The 17,470-nt window shown below is 69.1% G+C and carries 14 protein-coding genes and 1 tRNA gene; 8 read left to right on the top strand and 7 right to left on the bottom strand.

The window, feature by feature from the left end; genetic code table 11:
• Nucleotide 1: 1 nt before the first annotated feature.
• Together hutC and hutH are read right to left on the bottom strand one after the other, a co-directional pair.
• Nucleotides 2-697 (bottom strand): histidine utilization transcriptional repressor HutC, encoded by a 696-nt coding sequence (gene hutC / locus NP80_RS23800; RefSeq protein ID WP_006407961.1) that lies wholly within the window; start codon nucleotides 695-697, stop codon nucleotides 2-4.
• Nucleotides 698-701: 4 nt separating this feature from the next.
• A complete protein-coding gene (hutH, locus tag NP80_RS23805; RefSeq protein WP_006410768.1) occupies nucleotides 702-2,222 on the bottom strand; it encodes a histidine ammonia-lyase in 1,521 nt (506 codons plus the stop codon).
• A 214-nt stretch (nucleotides 2,223-2,436) separates the two neighbouring features.
• Between hutH and NP80_RS23810 the strand changes: the two genes are divergently transcribed.
• Entirely contained in the window at nucleotides 2,437-3,342 is a 906-nt protein-coding gene (locus NP80_RS23810) for a glutamate/aspartate ABC transporter substrate-binding protein (RefSeq protein ID WP_006410771.1), read from the top strand.
• Nucleotides 3,343-3,355: 13 nt separating this feature from the next.
• Here NP80_RS23810 and NP80_RS23815 read toward each other — a convergent pair whose 3' ends face one another.
• Both NP80_RS23815 and NP80_RS23820 read right to left on the bottom strand, forming a co-directional pair.
• The gene (locus NP80_RS23815) at nucleotides 3,356-4,111 is read right to left on the bottom strand and encodes a 4'-phosphopantetheinyl transferase family protein (RefSeq protein ID WP_045594188.1); all 756 of its coding nucleotides are present in this window, start codon (nucleotides 4,109-4,111) and stop codon (nucleotides 3,356-3,358) included.
• Nucleotides 4,112-4,230: 119 nt separating this feature from the next.
• A complete protein-coding gene (locus tag NP80_RS23820; RefSeq protein ID WP_006411244.1) occupies nucleotides 4,231-5,280 on the bottom strand; it encodes an alpha/beta hydrolase family protein in 1,050 nt (349 codons plus the stop codon).
• 139 nt (nucleotides 5,281-5,419) lie between these two features.
• Here NP80_RS23820 and NP80_RS23825 point away from each other — a divergent pair, with 139 nt between their 5' ends.
• The 3 genes from NP80_RS23825 (at nucleotide 5,420) to NP80_RS31860 (ending at nucleotide 7,907) form a co-directional block, all read left to right on the top strand.
• Nucleotides 5,420-6,361 (top strand): LysR substrate-binding domain-containing protein, encoded by a 942-nt coding sequence (locus NP80_RS23825; protein ID WP_006402011.1) that lies wholly within the window; start codon nucleotides 5,420-5,422, stop codon nucleotides 6,359-6,361.
• Between the two features lie 200 nt (nucleotides 6,362-6,561).
• Nucleotides 6,562-7,794, top strand: coding sequence for an MFS transporter (locus NP80_RS23830; protein WP_035947754.1), 1,233 nt, complete (start codon nucleotides 6,562-6,564; stop codon nucleotides 7,792-7,794).
• On the top strand, nucleotides 7,785-7,907 hold the full coding sequence (locus tag NP80_RS31860) for a hypothetical protein (RefSeq protein ID WP_006407953.1): 123 nt from the start codon (nucleotides 7,785-7,787) through the stop codon (nucleotides 7,905-7,907). Before NP80_RS23830 ends, NP80_RS31860 begins: the two co-directional genes overlap by 10 nt.
• 230 nt (nucleotides 7,908-8,137) lie before the next feature.
• On the opposite strand, the gene NP80_RS23840 is transcribed toward NP80_RS31860, so the two are convergent.
• Nucleotides 8,138-9,118: a hypothetical protein gene (locus tag NP80_RS23840; RefSeq protein ID WP_006411253.1), complete on the bottom strand. Its 981-nt coding sequence runs from the start codon at nucleotides 9,116-9,118 to the stop codon at nucleotides 8,138-8,140.
• A gap of 538 nt (nucleotides 9,119-9,656) precedes the next feature.
• Here NP80_RS23840 and NP80_RS23845 point away from each other — a divergent pair.
• A complete protein-coding gene (locus NP80_RS23845; RefSeq protein WP_006411251.1) occupies nucleotides 9,657-11,024 on the top strand; it encodes an MFS transporter in 1,368 nt (455 codons plus the stop codon).
• Nucleotides 11,011-12,057, top strand: coding sequence for a lactonase family protein (locus tag NP80_RS23850; protein ID WP_006411250.1), 1,047 nt, complete (start codon nucleotides 11,011-11,013; stop codon nucleotides 12,055-12,057). The genes NP80_RS23845 and NP80_RS23850 overlap by 14 nt, the downstream gene beginning before the upstream one ends.
• A gap of 61 nt (nucleotides 12,058-12,118) precedes the next feature.
• Here the strand turns inward: NP80_RS23850 and NP80_RS23855 are convergent, their stop codons facing one another.
• Entirely contained in the window at nucleotides 12,119-12,739 is a 621-nt protein-coding gene (locus NP80_RS23855; protein ID WP_006407948.1) for an HAD family hydrolase, read from the bottom strand.
• A gap of 263 nt (nucleotides 12,740-13,002) precedes the next feature.
• Between NP80_RS23855 and NP80_RS23860 the strand changes: the two genes are divergently transcribed.
• Nucleotides 13,003-15,216 carry a TonB-dependent receptor gene (locus NP80_RS23860; RefSeq protein WP_006411247.1) on the top strand — a complete coding sequence of 738 codons (2,214 nt, stop codon included), beginning with the start codon at nucleotides 13,003-13,005 and terminating at the stop codon, nucleotides 15,214-15,216.
• 79 nt (nucleotides 15,217-15,295) lie between these two features.
• Nucleotides 15,296-15,386 (top strand) — tRNA-Ser (locus NP80_RS23865).
• A gap of 66 nt (nucleotides 15,387-15,452) precedes the next feature.
• Here the strand turns inward: NP80_RS23865 and NP80_RS23870 are convergent.
• Nucleotides 15,453-17,468 (bottom strand): sodium:solute symporter family protein, encoded by a 2,016-nt coding sequence (locus NP80_RS23870; RefSeq protein ID WP_006411246.1) that lies wholly within the window; start codon nucleotides 17,466-17,468, stop codon nucleotides 15,453-15,455.
• Nucleotides 17,469-17,470 lie beyond the last annotated feature (2 nt).

Consider the following 17,470-nt stretch of genomic DNA (forward strand, 5'->3'; position numbering starts at 1 on the left):
ATCAGAAATGCCCGGTGAAGCGATAACGGCTGCCGGGATGCCACAAATTCGCCACCGAGGCGACGACGCCCTGCGACCAGGTGCGCCGATGTAAAACCAGACACGGCTCGACGTCGTCCATCCGAAGCTGCTCGCGCCGCTCGGGCGCGGGCACCGCCGCTTCGATCCGGTACTCGACGCGCTGCAGCGGCGCCGCGCGCATCAGGTACTGGTTCGGCGTCGTGTTCGTGAAGTCCTGCGCCGCGTAATCCGGCGCGACCGCCGGATTCACCCAGCGCTCTTCGAGCTGCACCGGTTCGTCGTTCTCGAAGTGCAGCACCTGCGAATGAAACAGCTTGGCGCGCACGGCCACCTGCATCTCGTCGGCGAGCGCGTCGTCCGCGCGGATCGTCTCGAGGCCGAGCACGCGCGCGTGATACGCATGCCCGCGCGCGTCGACCTCCTCGGAGATGCTGCGGATCGCGACCAGCGTCGACTCGTACTTCGGACGCGCGACGTAGGTGCCGGCGCCCTTCATCCGCGTGAGCACCTGCTCGTCCGTCAACTCGCGCAGCGCGCGGTTGACGGTCATGCGCGCGACCTTGAACTCGCGGGCCAGTTCGTTCTCGGACGGCACCTGATCGCCCTCCGCCCATTCGCCGGCGTGGATGCGGGCCAGGATGAAATCCTTGATCTCCTGGTAGACCGGCGCGCTCATCGGCTTACTGCTCCGATGCGAAGGCGAACGGGCAGTGCTTCGCGAACGCGCGCTCGCCGACGAGCTTCGCGATCACGGCGATGTCCGGCGCGAAGTAGTGGTCGAGCTCGTAATGCGCGACCTTGCTGCGAATCGTCTTCATCACTTCCGCGAGCTTCGGGCTCGTCTCGTTCTCGCGCAGATCGACGCCCTGCGCGGCCGCGAGCAGTTCGATCGCGAGGATGTGCTTCGTGTTGTCGGCGATGTCGGCCAGCTTGCGTGCCGCGAACGTCGCCATCGACACATGGTCTTCCTGGTTCGCGGACGTCGGCAGCGAATCGACCGACGCCGGATGCGCGAGCGTCTTGTTCTCCGATGCGAGCGCGGCAGCCGTCACGTGCGCGATCATGAAGCCCGAGTTCACGCCGCCATCCTTCACGAGGAACGGCGGCAGGCCCGACAGCGTCGCGTCGATCAGCAGCGCGATGCGGCGCTCGGCCAGCGCGCCGATTTCCGCAGCCGCGAGCGCGAGGTTGTCGGCCGCGAACGCGACAGGCTCCGCATGGAAGTTGCCGCCCGACAGCACTTCACCGGTGTCCGGGAAGATCAGCGGGTTGTCCGATACCGCGTTCGCCTCGACGAGCAGCACGTCGGCCGCATGACGCATCTGGTCCAGGCACGCGCCCATCACCTGCGGCTGGCAGCGCAGGCTGTACGGATCCTGCACCTTGCCGCAGTCGCGATGCGACAGGTTGATCGCCGAGCCTTCGAGCAGCTTGCGATACGCGGCCGCCGCATCGATCTGGCCGCGATGCCCGCGCAGTTCGTGGATGCGCGCGTCGAACGGCTTCACCGAGCCGGCCGCCGCATCGACCGACAGCGCGCCGGCGACGAGCGCCGTGCGGTACAGGTCTTCGATCGCGAACAGGTTGTCGAGCGCAAGCGCCGTCGACGCCTGCGTGCCGTTCAGCAGCGCGAGGCCTTCCTTCGCCTGCAGCGTCAGCGGCGCGAGGCCCGCGACGCGCAGCCCGTCGAGCGCGCTCGCGCGCTCGCCGCGAATGAACACTTCACCGACGCCGAGCAGCACCGCCGACATGTGCGCGAGCGGCGCGAGGTCGCCCGATGCGCCGACCGAGCCCTTCACCGGAATCAGCGGCAGCACGTCGGCGTTGAACAGCTTGATCAGCGCGTCCATCACTTCGCGGCGAATGCCCGAATGGCCGCGGCCGAGGCTCGACAGCTTCAGCGCGATCAGCAGACGCACCGACGAACGCGCCATCGGCTCGCCGACACCGACTGCATGCGACAGCACGAGGTTCTTCTGCAGCAGTTCGAGCTGATCGTGCGGGATATGCGTGCTGGCCAGACGACCGAAGCCCGTGTTGATCCCGTAGGCCGGCTCGCCCTTCGCGGCGATGTCGGACACGGCCTTCGCGCCCGCGTCGATCTTCGCGAAGCTGGCCGGATCCAGCATCAGCTGCACGGGCTCGCGCGCGATCTGGCGCAGTTGCGGGAGGGTCAGGTGGCCGGGGGTAAGCGTGATCATGTGTGCAATCCTGTCTAGACAAGTTCGGGATGGATTGCAGTGTAGCGACCGTGACTTGTCTAGACAACCCGTTTTCGCCGATTTCGACTCAGGAGTTTCCCTGATGTCCGGCGCGGGCCGCCGGCTCGGCCCGCGGCAGCACGGGTTTAACATATGTTGCAATTATTTTGTCTTTGGCAACATACGAATCACCATTCGCCTACAGAGACCCGCCATGAACTTCCCGTCCCGGCTCACCGCCCTGCTCGTCACCGCCGGCGCGCTCGCCGCCGGCACCGCGCACGCCGCCGAACCGCTCTCCGGCACGCTCGAGAAGATCCGGCAGAACAACCTGATCTCGATCGGCCATCGCGAAACCTCGGTGCCGTTCTCGTACGTCGACGCGAACGGCAAGGTGATCGGCTTCTCGCAGGATCTGTGCGACCGCGTGATCGCCGCCGTGAAGGCGCGCACCGGCAAGCCCGACCTGCAGGTGCGCTTCATCCCGGTCACGTCGCAGAACCGCATTCCGCTCGTGCAGAACGGCACCGTCGATCTCGAATGCGGCGTGACGACCAATCTCGCCGCGCGTCATGCACAGGTCGCGTTCTCGACGACCTTCTTCGTCGCGACGACGCGTCTGCTCACGCGCACCCAGTCGGGCATCCGAGACTTTCCCGATCTCGCCAGCAAGACGGTCGTCACGAACCAGGGCACGACGTCCGAACGCCTGCTGCGCAAGATGAACGAGGAAAAGAAGATGAACATGCAGATCATCAGCGCGAAGGACTATGGCGAAGGACGCCTCACGCTCGAATCGGGCCGCGCGGTCGCATACATGATGGACGACGTGCTGCTCGCGGGCGTGCGCCAGCTTGCGGCGAAGCCGGCCGACTGGCAGATCGTCGGCACGCCGCAGTCGTCGGAAGCCTACGGGTTCATGCTGCGCAAGGACGATCCGCAGTTCAAGGCGCTCGTCGACGGCGTGCTCGTCCAGCTGATGAAGCGCGGCGAGATCGACGCGCTGTACGACAAGTGGTTCATGAAGCCGGTGCCGCCGAAGGGGCTGTCGTTCGACTTCCCGATGAGCGACGTGATCAAGGCGCGCTACGCGTCGCCGAACGACCTGGCGCTCGAATGAGCGCCGGCGCCGCTCACGCGCGCGTCCACGCGACGCACGCCGCGTAGTCGGGCGCTGCGTCGAGCCAGGCGGCGTCGAACGCGGCCACGCCGGCGGCCGGCGCAGCCGGATCGACGATCGTGGTTGCGGGCGTCGCCGCGTCGCGCGGCGGCACGACCGCGAACGCGCTCAGGCCGCCGACGATGCCCGTGCCCAGCGCCTTCAGCAGCGCCTCCTTCGCCGACCACACGCGCATGAACGCGGACGCGCGCGCATCGTCCGGCAGGCTGTCGAGATACGCGGTCTCGGCCGGCGCGCACACTTCGCCGGCGAGTGCGCGCCAGTCCGTCGGACGGTGGCAGCACTCGATGTCGACGCCGACGCGGCCCGCCGGCGCCCAGGCGATCAGCGCGTGCTCGCCCGCATGCGACACGTTGAAATCGAGCGGCACGCGATGCGCGGGATCGAGCGACGGGCGCCCCGCTTCGTCGACGACGATCGCGATCGCGTGCGGTGCGACGTGCAGCGCCGCGCCGAGCACGTCGCGCAGCGCGGCCCGCGTCGCGGCGCTGCGCACGGCATCCGCGTGCCGTAGATAGCGCGCGGCCCGCGCGCGCTCCGCCTCGCTCAGCGCCGCATACGCGCGTGCGGTGAGCGGCACCTCCCAGTCGAAATCGACGCGCACGACCTGCACGCCGGCCCGCGCAGCGGCAGGCGGCACGTCGAGCGCGCGCATGCGGTAGGCGGACGGCGAATCGGCCGGGGAAACGGAATCGGGCGGCATGGACATCGGCGGGCGGTGAAACAAAACGTCCGATGGTAATCGATCGGCCGACCGCGGCGGCCGCGGCGATCGGCGCACGGCGTCCGCCATACGAGCACAGCGCGCCGCCGCCACGCGGCGCGTTGTCAGCCGTGGGCGACGGCGCCCGGCACGCGGCCACCACGCTGCGACGCATCGCGCGTCGCGGGATGATGCGCATATGCGTGCCCCGGCGCATCGTCCGGCAACGCCCCGTGCTGCAGCCACGACAGCGCCAGCGGCCACAGTGTCTCGGCGAAGCGGCTGTGGAAGAACGCGAAGTGCCCGATTGCGTCGACACCGATCGCGCGCGGCGCGATCCGCCAGTGCGTGACGTCGCTACCGGCGTAGTACGCGACGAGCCGCTCGATCGCGTCGACGGTGCCGAACGGATCGTCGTCGAGGCCGATCGCGAGCATCGGTGCGGACAGCGCCGCGAAGCGCGCGGGCAACGCAGCACGGCTCGCCGCAGTTTCGGCGAGCAGGCCGCGCGTGTAGGCGTCTTCGAAACGCGGCCGCGAACGCGCCCACGAGAGCGCGACGCCGCGCGGCGTGTCCTCCATCCAGCCGAGCCGCTTCGCGGGCACGTAGCCGAACGCGGCGGCGAGCACGGGCATCGCGACGTGCCACTTCCACCACATCCGCCGCCGCTCGGCCGGCAGGTAGTCGCGCCAGTACGCGAACTGCGCGCCGACCGTCACCGCGTGCCGCACATGCGCATTCGATGCGGCGAGCCCGAGCGCGACGCCGCCGATGCTGTGCGCGACGACATCGAGCGGCTGCCCGGGGAACGCGTCGCGCGCGTATCGCAACGCCGCGTCGCAATCGAGCCGCCCCCAGTCGAGCCAGTTCGCCTGCAGCGATGCGAGCCGCGCGGGCCGCGAGCCGCCGATGCCGCGATAGTCGTAGACGAGCACGTCGCGCCCGTGCGCGAACAGCCAGGCCGCGAACCGGAAGTAGTAGTCGCAGCGCACCGACGTCGCGCAATTGATCACCGTCACGGGCCGCACGGCGCCCGCCCCGCCGCGATGCCGCCACACGTGCGCGCGCAGCGCGTAGCCGTCCTCCGCGTGCAGCGTCACGGATTCGGGCGGCAGCGCCGCGCCGCTGCTGCGCTCGCCGCGCGCCGCGCCGCCACCTTGGTTCGAAATCGTCATGCCGTCTCCTGTCGCGTGCGCATCGGTCGCCGATATGCTGCGCGCGGTCGCCGATGCGCGCCGCGTCGCCCGTCCATTGAACTTGACGGGCGCCGCGTTCTCAACCAATCTTGCTGCTCCGTTCGCATGAGCCCCACGCATGTCAACGCCGCTCGTTCGCCTTCCGTCGCTCGATCTGGTGCGCGGCTTCGTCGCCGTCGGCCGCCGGATGAGCATCACGCTCGCCGCCCAGGATCTGTGCGTCACGCAGTCGGCCGTGAGCCGGCAGATCCATGCGCTCGAAGCGCATCTCGGCGTCGCGCTGCTGCGGCGCGGCTACCGGACGATCGCCTTCACGCCCGAGGGCGAGCGGCTGTTCCGCGCGGCCGATGCGGCGCTGCATAGCCTGCAGGACACCGTCGCGTCGCTCGCCGTCGCGCGCGAGCGTCAGCCGGTCACGATCACCGCGAGCATCGGCGTCACCGCGCTGTGGCTGCTGCCGCGGCTCGGCGGCCTCCAAGCGCGGTTTCCGGACGTCGATCTGCGCGTCGCCGCGAACGACAAGGTACTCGATTTGCGCGCCGAAGGCATCGATCTCGCGATCCGCTACTGCCCGCGCGATCGCGCGCCGGCCGGCGCGCTGCGGCTGTTCGACGAGATCGTGCTGCCGGTCGCACACCCGGCGCTCGCCGCGCGTCCGCTCGTCGATGCCGCCGCGCTCGCCGAGCACGTGCTGCTCGAATTCGACGGGCCGCCGCAAGCGCAGTTGCAATGGCAAGCGCACCTGCACGCGGCCGGGCTCGGCGATGCGCGGCCGAAGGGCGTGCTGCGCTTCAACCAGTACGACCAGGTGATTCAGGCGGCGATCGCGGGCCAGGGCGTCGCGCTCGGGCGCCTCGCGCTGGTCGCGCCGATGCTGTCGGACGGCCGGCTCGCGGTGCTCGGCCCGCGCATCCGCGCGCGGCCCGATACATACGGCTACTGGCTCTACCAGCACGATCCGGCGCCGCGCCGCGAAGTCGCCGACGTGCGCGACTGGATGCTCGCCGAAGCGGCCGCGTGCGACGTCGCGATACGCGCGCACGATGCGGCACGCGACTGAGGCGGCCGTGTCCGGCGCACGAGACTTCGGCGAAACGGACTGCACCGCACGACACCCACCGCGACGCCGGCGCACCGCCGCTCGCATTCCCGCCACGCATGCGAACCTGACCGAATGATCGCTTGAGCGACGATCGCGCCGATCGTCTAATCGGAAGCGGCGCGGCGCCTTTCGTCGCACACCTTCATCCGGAGACACACATGAGCCCGATCGAGCAAGACGCCCGACGCCGCTGGCTGCCCGTACTCGCCGGCGGCCTGATCATGGGCGCCGCGCTGGGTATCCGCCATGTGCAGGGCCTGTTTCTTACGCCGGTGACGCTCGACCACGGCTGGTCGCGCGAAGCGTTCGGCCTTGCGCTCGCGCTGCAGAACCTGATCTGGGGCATCGCGCAGCCGTTCACCGGGATGGTGGCCGACCGCTTCGGCTCGGTGCGCGTGATCGTCGTCGGCATGCTGCTGTACGCGCTCGGGCTCGTGACGATGGCACTGGCGGGCTCCGCCGCGCTGTTTACTGTCGGCGCGGGGCTCGTGATCGGCATCGCGCTGTCGGGCTCCGCGTTCGCGTCCGTCTACGGCGCGCTGAGCCGGCTTTGCGCGCCCGAGCGGCGCAGCTGGGCGCTTGGCGTCGCCGGCGCGATCGGCGGCCTCGGCCAGTTCTGCATGGTGCCCGTCGCGCAGACGCTGATCGGCGGAATCGGCTGGCAGCATGCGTTCGTCGCGCTCGCGCTGGTCGCGCTGCTGCTCGCGCCGCTCGCGGTGCTGCTGCGCGACCGCCCCGCACAGGCCGCGAACGCGCAGGCCGACGCCGAACAGTCGATCGGCGAGGCGGTACGCGAGGCGTTCTCGCATCGCGGCTTCTGGCTGCTGAACGCGGGCTTTTTCGCGTGCGGGTTTCAGCTTGCGTTCATCGCGACGCATCTGCCCGCGTATCTGCTCGACCACGGGCTGCCGTCGCGGCATGCGAGCGTCGCGCTCGCGCTGATCGCGTTGACCAACGTGGCCGGCACCTATGCGTGCGGGCACCTCGGCGGCCTGCTGCGTCGCAAATACGTGCTGTCGGTGCTGTATCTCGTGCGCGCATTCGCGATGGCGGCGTTCGTCGCCGTGCCGCTGTCGCCGGCGAGCGTGTACGTGTTCGCGGCCGTGATGGGCCTCACGTGGCTCGGCACGGTGCCGCTGACGAACGGCGTGATCTCGCAGGTGTTCGGCGTGCGCTACATCGCGACGCTGTTCGGCTTCGTCTTCTTCGGCCATCAGCTCGGCAGCTTCTTCGGCGTATGGCTTGGCGCAGTGGTTTACGACGCGACGCATTCGTACCTGCCGCTGTGGATCGGTTCGATCGCGCTCGGCGTGCTCGCGGCGCTGCTGCATCTGCCGATCGACGATGCGCGGATCGCGCGTCCGCTGGACGGCCGCGCCGCGTGGGCATGATTCGCGCGGCGCTTGCGGCCGGTGCGCTCGCGTTCGTCACGTGGTGCGGCACCGCGTATCTGCGGCCGGACGTCGCGTTCGCGCTGCTCGAGCACGTCGCGTTCTGCAATTGATCGGCGACGCCGTACAGTCGCATGCTGTGCGGCGAGTGGCGAGTGGCGAGTGGCGGGCGGCAAGCGATGAGCGAGGATTGGTTCATCGATGCCGGATTGCTCGCCGGTCGCGACGCGTCGCGCCGGCGATACGGCACGGCACGGCACGGCACGGCACGGCACGCAGATCGACGTCACATCGATGCGTGCGTTCGCGCATGCAACAGCGCCGGCACCCGCCTACAAGGCAATCAGCCTAGCCGGAACGCCGCCTCGAAGCGCGCGACGAACGCGTCGAATTCGCTTTCCGGCAAATGATTGATCCCGCCCGCGCGCTTGCGCCCGCCGCCGGTCGGAAAGCCGCGACAGAATTCGTCCGCGCCCAGCGGCCTGCCGTCGGGCACGCGCACGCTGACGACGAGCCCGCCCTGCGCACGCGGCGACAGCACCGCGAGAGCCGCATGCGGCGCGTCGCGCATCCGCTGGTTCGCGAGCATCCCGGCGACGCGGCGCGCCCACGGGTGATCGGGCATGCGGATCAGCGTCGCACCCGACACCTCGCGCAGCGGCGCGAGCGCGCAGGCGCGCGCCATGTCGTCGAGATAGCCGTCGCGCAGCGCGGCGAACACCGCGGTGTCGCGCACGAACTCGAGCGGATCCGCGCACGGCAGCATCGCATCGGCGAGCGCGGCCGGATCGAAATGCAGATCGCCGATGCAGTCTCCGTACGCGTTGTAGTTCAGATAGCGCCCGAGCTCGGCGAGCGTGTCGCGCTCCGCTGCATCGATCGCGTGCGCATGCGCGAGCGCGTCGCCGAGCGTCGGCAGCTCGTCGCCGAAGGCCGCGACGATCGCCCAGCGCACATGCCGGCCGCCGAGATAACGGTTCACGAGCACGCTCGTGCAGACGTCGGCCGACGTGTCGATGTGCGCATCGAAGCGCGGATCGTCCGGCAATTCGCCCGCGAAGTGATGATCGAAATAGCGGACCGTCGCGCCGGCCCGCAGGAGCCGCGCGCAGGCGTCGCGGTTCTGGTCGTGCGAGATGTCGAGCACGGTCACGCGATCGCCGGCGCGCGCATCGATCCGTTCCAGCAGCCGGATGTCGCGCTTCACGCCCGTCACGAGCGTGCCGCGCACGCGCTCCGCGAGCCGAAGCTGCTGAAGCGCGCAGAGGCCGTCCGCGTCGCCGTTGAAGGCGAAGAAATGTCGTTCGTCGTCGTGTTGCTGCACCGTCCGTTGCTCCCTCTCATCCCATGAATTCGCGACTGCGACCGCGGCGCACGACGCGCGGCACGCGTCGTGCCTGCGCAATACGCCGCGCCGCCGGCACGCCGCGCGTCCGTGCGGGACGACGTGCGGGCGCGCGCCCGTATTGTGCCGCGATCGGACACGGGCGCGGGCACGCTTCGACACAGCCCGGCGCAGGTCGCCTTCAATCGGCATGCGCGATACGCGCGCGCGACCGGCCTGCATGCGAGGCCCGCAACGCTTCTTCTCCTGCGCCCTTCCGTCTCACGTCGTCGCGCAGGCCGAGACAACATGCCGCCATATCATCGGTCATCCTACCTCCAGGAAACACCGGGACGTACAATGCGCCTCATCAACGACAGTGGACCATAGAGGAAAATCCCGGGTAAACCCGTGACGCCATTGCACCGCGCCCCGCGTACCATGTCATACGACGACATACTACGTAAATCGCAAATCGCCATCGGCGCACGCACGGCCAGCCGCTCCGTGCGCCGTCGGCTACCGCCGGAGACACGCCTTGACCTCGCCCGCCCCCGTCCTGCCCGAGCGCGATCCGCTCGCGTCCGCCGTGTCGAAAGTGAAATGGCACGTGCTGCCGCTCGTGCTCGTCATGTTCATCGCGAACTACATCGACCGCGTCAACGTCGGGTTCGTCGACCGCCATCTCGAAGCGTCGATCGGCATCGGTGCGGCCGCCTACGGGCTCGGCGCCGGCCTGTTCTTCGTCGGCTACGCGCTGTTCGAGGTGCCGTCGAACCTGCTGATGCAGCGCTACGGCGCGCGCGTCTGGCTCGCGCGGATCATGGCCACGTGGGGCATCGTCGCGGCCGCGATGGCGTTCGTCTGGAACGACACGTCGTTCTACGTGCTGCGCTTCCTGCTCGGCGCGGCCGAAGCGGGCTTCTTCCCCGGCGTCGTCCTCTATCTGTCGCAATGGCTGCCGCCGCGCGAGCGCGGCAAGGCGATGGCGATCTTCCTCGGCGGCTCCGCGTTCGCGTCGGTGCTGTCCGGTCCCGTGACGGGCGCGCTGCTGTCGATCCGCGGCCTCGGCCTCGAAGGATGGCAGTGGATGTTCATCATCGAAGGCCTGTTCTCGGTCGCGCTCTGCGGTGCGAGCTGGCTGCTGCTGAAGTCGCATATCCGCGATGCGACGTGGCTCGACGCGCAGGAGCGCGCGGCGCTCGAGCAGGCGCTCGACGAAGAACGCGCGCGCCGGGACGTGCGCGCGAACGGGCACGTGCCCGCACTCGCGCTGCTGCGCGATCCCCAGATCGTATTGTTCTGCTTCCTGTACTTCTCGATCCAGCTGACGATCTACGCGGCCACGTTCTGGCTGCCGACGATCATTCGCAAGATGGGCGGCCTCAGCGACTTCCAGGTGGGCCTGTACAACACGATTCCGTGGATGATCGCGATCGGCGCGATGTACGGCTTCGCGGTGCTGTCCGCGAAGTGGCGGCATCCGCAGCGCTGGCTCGCCTGCGCACTCGTGCTCGCCGCGTGCGGACTGTTCGCGTCGACGTCGCACGATCCGGTGTGGTCGTTCGCGTCGATCTGTTTCGCGGCGCTCGGCTTCAAGGCCGCGTCGTCGCTGTTCTGGCCGATCCCGCAGGGCTACCTCGACACGCGCGTCGCCGCGGCCGTGATCGCGCTGATCAACTCGATCGGCAACCTCGGCGGCTTCGTCGCGCCGACGGCCTTCGGCTATTTGAAGCAACATACGGGTTCGATCACCGGCGGGCTGTATGCGCTCGCGATCGCCTCGCTCGTCGCCGCGTTCGCCGCGCTGTTCGCGCGCACGCACCGGCGCAGCGATCCGCCGCGCGGCCTGCCTGCCGCCGATACCGTAACCAACGCTTCGATGCTCCGCCATGCCGAACACTGAACTTCCGACCGTCGTCGTGTCGAACGCCCTCGACGGCGACCTTGCCACATTCTCGCTCGCACACGACGGCACGCTCGCGCCGCTCGCGCGCTATCCGGCCGGCGACGCCACGATGCCGATCGCCGTGCAAGCCGACCGTGCGCGGCTGTACGTCGCGACGCGCGGCGAGTCGCCGGCGATCGTTGCGTTCCGCGTCGCACCGACCGGCGCGCTCGCACGGCTCGGCACGACCGCGATCGATGCGAGCCTCGCCTATCTGTCGGTCGACCGCAACGGCCGCTGGCTGCTCGGCGCCTCGTACGGCGGCCACACGTTCAGCGTCTACGATGCCGCGCGCGTGCGCGACGGCGACGGCACGCCGCTGCACGTCGCCGGCGGCATTGCGAACGCGCATGCGGTCATCGTCTCGCCCGACAACCGCTTCGCATACGTCAGCTCGCTCGGCTCCGATCGCGTGTTCTGTTTCGCGCTGATCGAGGATGCGGCCGGGCTGCGGGTGTGCGAGCAAGGCGAAGCGCGCGTGCCGGCCGGTTTCGGGCCGCGTCATCTGCGTTTCATGGAGGGCGGCCGCGCGCTCGTCGCAGTCAGCGAATTCCACGGCATGCTCGCGACGTTCGCGCGCGATGCCGACAGCGGCCGGCTCGGCGATGCGCAGGTCAGCGCGCGTCACCCGGCCGTCGCGGGGCTCCCGGCCGGCCATGCACGACCGCCCGCCCCGGCCGAGCCCGCCGTCTGGGCCGCCGATCTGCACCTGACGCCCGACGAGCGCTTCGCGTACGTCAGCGAGCGCACGACGAGCCAGTTGCTCTGCTATCGCCGCAGCGCGGACGGCCGGTTCGAGCCCGCGCATGCGACCGCCACCGAAACGCAGCCGCGCGGCTTCGCGATCGATCCGTCGGGACGCTGGCTCGTCGCGTGCGGCGAACGCTCGGAGCACGTGGCGGTGTACGCCGTGTCGCGCGACGACGGCACGCTGACGCTGCATACGCGCGTGCCCGGCGGGCGCGGCGCGAACTGGATCGCGATCGTCTGATCGCGTACGGCCCGGCGTGCGGCGCGCGCAGCGTCGCGCGCTCGCGGCGTGAGCGGCCGCGTCAGTCGCCGATCGGCGGCATCGGCTGCCGTCCGCGAATCCACGCCCAGGTCGCGAGCTCGGCCATTTCCTTGTCGCCGCGGCTGTCGCCGTAGGCGAACAGCCGTTGCGGCGGCCGCTCGCCCCACCATCCGCGCAGCCGCGCCACCTTCTGCGGCCCCCAGCAGTTTTCGCCGTCGAGGCGTCCGACAAATACGCCGTGCTCGAACGCGAGGCGCGTCGCGAGCACAGCATCGAAGCCGGCCGCCTGCGCCCACTTGTCGAGATACAGCGACGGCGACGCGCTGACGAGCACGAGCCGATGCCCGCGCGCACGATGTTCGCGCACGCGCTCGAGCATCTCGGGGCGCACGAGGCGCGGCAGATACGTATCGACGAACGTGCGCGCCAGCGCGTCGAGCGCGTCTTCGCGGATCGGCCCGAATGCGAACCACGCGAACTTCGCCTTCGCGTCGCCGCGCGACAGCAGCCCGGCCTTCATCGCGACGAGCCACGGCAGCGCGCGCAGCGCCGCCCACACGAAACGCGGCGTGCCGACGGATGCGCGTACGAAATGGCGAAAGCTGTCGGACGTCGTGATGGTGCCGTCGAAATCGAACGCGGCGACGATGCGGTCAGTCATGAAATGGCAGTGAGCAGGCAACGAGATGCCGGGGAAGATAGCAGAGTCGCGCGCGGTTGCGCCGATCGGCGACCGTCGCCTCCCACCCGCCATCCCAAATACTGATACGTCTCATTGTCAAATGACAATGATTCTTGTTTACGTTAAACTCCGCGCCGCTTTCTCAAAAACAACGCGTCCGCGATCGTACGGACCGATCTTTCCGCCCGGATTCCGACTTGCCGCCCTGGGACGGATCACCGATCACCTCCGTTTTGCGTTCCATGTCGACACCCTCATTTCCCGTTCGGCGTCTCACGCCGATTGCATTCGGCATCGCGCTCGCGAGTGCCGTCCCCGCGGCTGCGTTCGCGCAGGCCGCCGCTGTCTCCGCCGCGGCGCCCGCTTCGGCGGGTTCGTCCGCCTCGACGCCATCCGCCGACGGCGCCGTCCTGCCGTCGATCGACGTGACGGGCACCGTCGAACCGCTGCCCGGCGACCTCGCACCGACCTACGCGGGCGGCCAGGTCGCGCGCGGCGCAGATTTCGGCGTGCTCGGCCGCCAGAAAGCGAGCGACGTGCCGTTCAGCATGACGACCTACACGTCGAAGCTGATCGAGGATCAGCAGGCGCGCACGCTCGCCGACGTGCTCGACAACGACCCCGCGGTGCGCAGCGCGGCCGGCTACGGCAACTACGCGCAGGTGTTCGTGATCCGCGGCTTCAAGCTCGACGGCGACGATATTTCGCTGAACGGCCTGTACGGCGTCACGCCGCGGCAGCTCGTCGAGACCGATGCGATCGAGCGCGTCGACGTGTTCAAGGGTGCGAACGCGTTCCTGAACGGCGCATCGCCGAACGGCTCGGCCGTCGGCGGCGGCGTGAACGTGCAGCTCAAGCATGCGGACGACAAGCCGCTCACGCGCGTCACGGTCGACGGCTCCGTGTCGGGCTCGATCGGCACGCACGTCGACGTCGGTCGCCGCTTCGGCAGCGACGGTCAGTTCGGCATTCGCGTGAACCAGTCCATCAGCGGCGGCGATACGGCCGTCGACGACGAACGCCGCCGCAACAACGTGACGGCCGTCTCGCTCGACTGGCGCGGCGACAAGCTGCGCGTATCGGGCGACTTCCTGTATCAGCGGCAGCGCATCGACGGCGGGCGGCCGACCGTGCTCGTCGGCGGCAACCAGTTGCCGGCGGTGCCGTCCGCGACGCACAACTACGCGCAGCCGTGGAGCTTCAGCGAACTCGAGGACACGGTCGGCATCGTGCGCGCCGAATACGATTTCCTGCCCGCGTGGACGGCCTACGTGGCCGCCGGCGCGCGGCACACGAACGAACACGGCGACTACTACACGCCGACCTACACGAGCGCGGGCACGACGGGCTCGCGGCTCAGCGTGCCGTACAAGCAGGATGCGCAGTCCACCGAAGCCGGCGTGCGCGGCCGCTTCGCGACCGGCCCGGTCACGCATTTCGTGACGGCCGGTGCCTCGTTCATCCGGATCGAGAGCCAGTCCGCATACACGATGTCGAGCGCGTTTCCGACCACGCTGGACGATCCCGCGCCCGTCGCCTTTCCCGCGACCGTGTATGCGGGCGGCGACATGGGCGACCCGGGGACGGTCGCGAAGACATGGCTGCGCAGCGTCGCCGTATCGGACACGCTCGGCCTGTTCGGCGATCGCGTACTGTTCACGATCGGCGCGCGGCGCCAATCGATCTCGGTCGACAACTTCGACTACACGGGCACGCTGTCGGCCGCATACAGCGACGCGGTCACGACGCCCGTGTTCGGGCTCGTCGTGAAGCCGTGGCGCAACGTGTCGATCTTCGCGAACCGCAGCGAAGCGCTCGCGCAAGGCGAGACCGCGCCCAGTACCGCGCGCAACGCGGGCCAGTCGCTGGCGCCGTATCGTTCGAAGCAATACGAGGCCGGCATCCGGTACGACGCCGACAAGATCGGCGCGTCGCTTGCGCTGTTCCAGATCGAAAAGCCGATGGCGTACACCGATCCGTCGTCGAACGTGTTCGCCGCGAACGGCACGCAGCGCCACCGCGGCATCGAGACGGCCGTGTACGGCGAGCCGTGGAAGGGCGTGCGGCTGATCGCGGGCGTCACCTACCTCGACGCGACGCTGCAGCACACCGCCGGCGGCGCGAGCGACGGCAACCGGCCGATCGGCGTGCCGTCGTTCCTGCTCAATGCGGGCGCGGAATACGACGTGCCGCTGCTGCGCGGCCTCACGCTGAACGCGCGCTGGATCCATACCGGGCCGCAGTATCTCGACGTCGCGAACACGATGTCGATCCCCGCGTGGGACCGCTTCGATCTCGGCGCGCGCTATGCGACCGAGCTGTTCGGCCGGAAGACGACGTTCCGCGCGACGGTCCGCAATGTCGCGAACCACGCGTACTGGGCCTCGACGATCGGCGGCTATCTGACGCAAGGCAGCCCGCGGTCGGTCTGGCTGTCGATGACGACCGATTTCTGACGCGCTCGGCCGGCCGGCGCGCCGGATCGCGCGGGAGTGGCGAACCGCGACCGGAGTTTGCTATACTCTCGGTCTTCCCGGAGAGATGGATGAGTGGTTTAAGTCGCACGCCTGGAAAGCGTGTATAGGTTAATAGCCTATCGGGGGTTCGAATCCCCCTCTCTCCGCCAGATCCGAAATGCCCGCGCAAGCGGGCATTTCCCTTTCCGGCGTACCGCACCGCCCGCCTCGCGCATTCAAGGGTGCCGAATATAGTCGACGAGCGCCCGCGTATAGTCATCGGGCCGCCGATCGAGCAGGCTCACGACGATCGCCACCGCAAACCCGGCCGGCACGCCGAACACGCCCGAACTGATCGGCTCGATCCCGAACCACGTCGGCCCGGCAAAGCCCGTCAGCTGCGTGAAGAACGGATACGTCGACACGATGTAATAGACGCATACCGCAAGCCCCGTCACCATCCCGGCGATCGCGCCGCGCGTCGTCGTGCGCTTCCAGAACACGCCGAGCACGAGCACCGGAAAAAAGCTCGAGGCCGCGAGCGAAAACGCCGCGCCCACGAGAAACAGGATCTTCCCGGTATTGAGCGACGCGACGTACGACGCGAACAACGCGACGCCGAGCAGCAGCACCTTCGAGATCGTCACACGACGCTGACTCGTCGCGTCGGGCGCGACCATGCAGTAGTAGACGTCGTGCGACAGCGCATTCGCGATCGTCAGCAGCAGTCCGTCCGCGGTCGACAACGCGGCGGCGAGCGCACCGGCCGCAACGAGCCCGGACACGACATACGGCAGCCCCGCGATTTCCGGTGCGGCGAGCACGACCATGTCCGGCTGCATCTGGATCTCCGCCCCATGCACGATGCCGTCGCGGATCTCGTCGATCACGCTGATCAGGTCGGGCTCGAAGTGATGCCACTGCGTAACCCACGCGGGCAATTCCGCAAACGGCCGCCCGACGAGATTCGCGAGGATCTCGTACTTGATCATCACCGCGAGCACCGGCACGCTCAGATAGAACAGCGCGATGAAGAACAGCGTCCAGCCGACCGAGCGCCGCGCCGATGCGACCGACGTCGTCGTGTTGTAGCGCGTCAGGATGTGCGGCAGGCTCGCGGTGCCGAGCGACAGGCACAGCAGCAATGCGAGGAAATTGCGTTCGCGCGGCTTGCGCTCGGCATCGCTTGCGGCCGGAAACGGCTCGTGCATCGGCACCGGCGGTTCGGCGCGCGCGAGCAGTTCGTCGCGCATCTGCGTCCAGACGACGCGCGCTGCCGCCGGGTCGCGGGGAAACTCCGCGAGTTCGCGCTCGCGCAGCGTGATCTCGCGCAGCGGCCCGTTGTGACGCCGCAGGTCGGCGAGCTGATCGGCGAGCTGTCGGCGCGCATCGGCATACGAGCCCGGCAGCCGGTCGAGCTGCGTCTGAATCTGCGCCGCACGCCGCCGGTACGCGTCGCGCACCTGCTGCTCTTCGGCCCCATCGCGCACGCGCGCCTCGTACTCGGCGACGCGCTCCATCAGCTTGCCGTACGTGAACTGCGGCACGGGGCCGAGCCCGTTCTTCATCGCGATCAGCGACACCGGTATCAGGATCGCGCTGATCAGGATGATGTACTGCGCGACCTGCGTCCACGTGACGGCGCGCATGCCGCCGAGAAACGAACAGACGAGAATCCCCGCGAGGCCGCAGAAGATGCCGATCGCGAAATCGACGCCGATGAAGCGTGTCGCGATCAACCCGATGCCCTGAATCTGCGCGACCAGATAGACGAACGAACAGAGAATCGCCGCGCCAGCCGCGAGCGCGCGCACTGCCGTGCTGGAAAAGCGCGTGCCGAGAAAATCGGGAATCGTATAGCGCGCGAGCTTGCGCACGTACGGGGCGAGCAGAAACGCGACGAGACAGAAGCCGCCGGTCCAGCCCATCACGTATGCCAGCGCATCGTAGCCGGTCGCATAGAGCGACCCGGCGAGGCCGATGAACGAGGCGGCCGACAACCAGTCGGCCGCGGTCGCCATCCCGTTGAACGCCGACGGCACGCGCCGCCCCGCCACGTAGTATTCGACGAGATCGGACGTGCGCGACAACAGCCCGATCACCGCATAGACGGCAATCGGCACGAACAGGAACACGTAGCCGATCCAGACGCCGGAGCCGGTCGCGCGCTCGATGCGCCACAGCAGCAGCACGAAGCCGAGAAAGCCGAGCGTGTAGAGCGCGTACGCGCGAATGAGTCGATGCGTGAGCATGA

Source organism: Burkholderia multivorans ATCC BAA-247 (assembly GCF_000959525.1).
GTDB classification, from domain to species: Bacteria; Pseudomonadota; Gammaproteobacteria; order Burkholderiales; family Burkholderiaceae; genus Burkholderia; species Burkholderia multivorans.

Excerpts from the sequence above, each read along its gene's own strand:
- NP80_RS23820 (WP_006411244.1), bottom strand. The coding sequence starts at position 5,280 with ATGACGATTTCGAACCAAGGTGGCGGCGCGGCGCGCGGCGAGCGCAGC.
- NP80_RS23810 (WP_006410771.1), top strand. The coding sequence starts at position 2,437 with ATGAACTTCCCGTCCCGGCTCACCGCCCTGCTCGTCACCGCCGGCGCG.
- NP80_RS23870 (WP_006411246.1), bottom strand. The coding sequence starts at position 17,468 with ATGCTCACGCATCGACTCATTCGCGCGTACGCGCTCTACACGCTCGGC.
- NP80_RS23815 (WP_045594188.1), bottom strand. The coding sequence starts at position 4,111 with ATGTCCATGCCGCCCGATTCCGTTTCCCCGGCCGATTCGCCGTCCGCC.
- hutH (WP_006410768.1), bottom strand. The coding sequence starts at position 2,222 with ATGATCACGCTTACCCCCGGCCACCTGACCCTCCCGCAACTGCGCCAG.
- NP80_RS23830 (WP_035947754.1), top strand. The coding sequence starts at position 6,562 with ATGAGCCCGATCGAGCAAGACGCCCGACGCCGCTGGCTGCCCGTACTC.
- NP80_RS23860 (WP_006411247.1), top strand. The coding sequence starts at position 13,003 with ATGTCGACACCCTCATTTCCCGTTCGGCGTCTCACGCCGATTGCATTC.
- hutC (WP_006407961.1), bottom strand. The coding sequence starts at position 697 with ATGAGCGCGCCGGTCTACCAGGAGATCAAGGATTTCATCCTGGCCCGC.
- NP80_RS23855 (WP_006407948.1), bottom strand. The coding sequence starts at position 12,739 with ATGACTGACCGCATCGTCGCCGCGTTCGATTTCGACGGCACCATCACG.
- NP80_RS23850 (WP_006411250.1), top strand. The coding sequence starts at position 11,011 with ATGCCGAACACTGAACTTCCGACCGTCGTCGTGTCGAACGCCCTCGAC.
- NP80_RS23825 (WP_006402011.1), top strand. The coding sequence starts at position 5,420 with ATGTCAACGCCGCTCGTTCGCCTTCCGTCGCTCGATCTGGTGCGCGGC.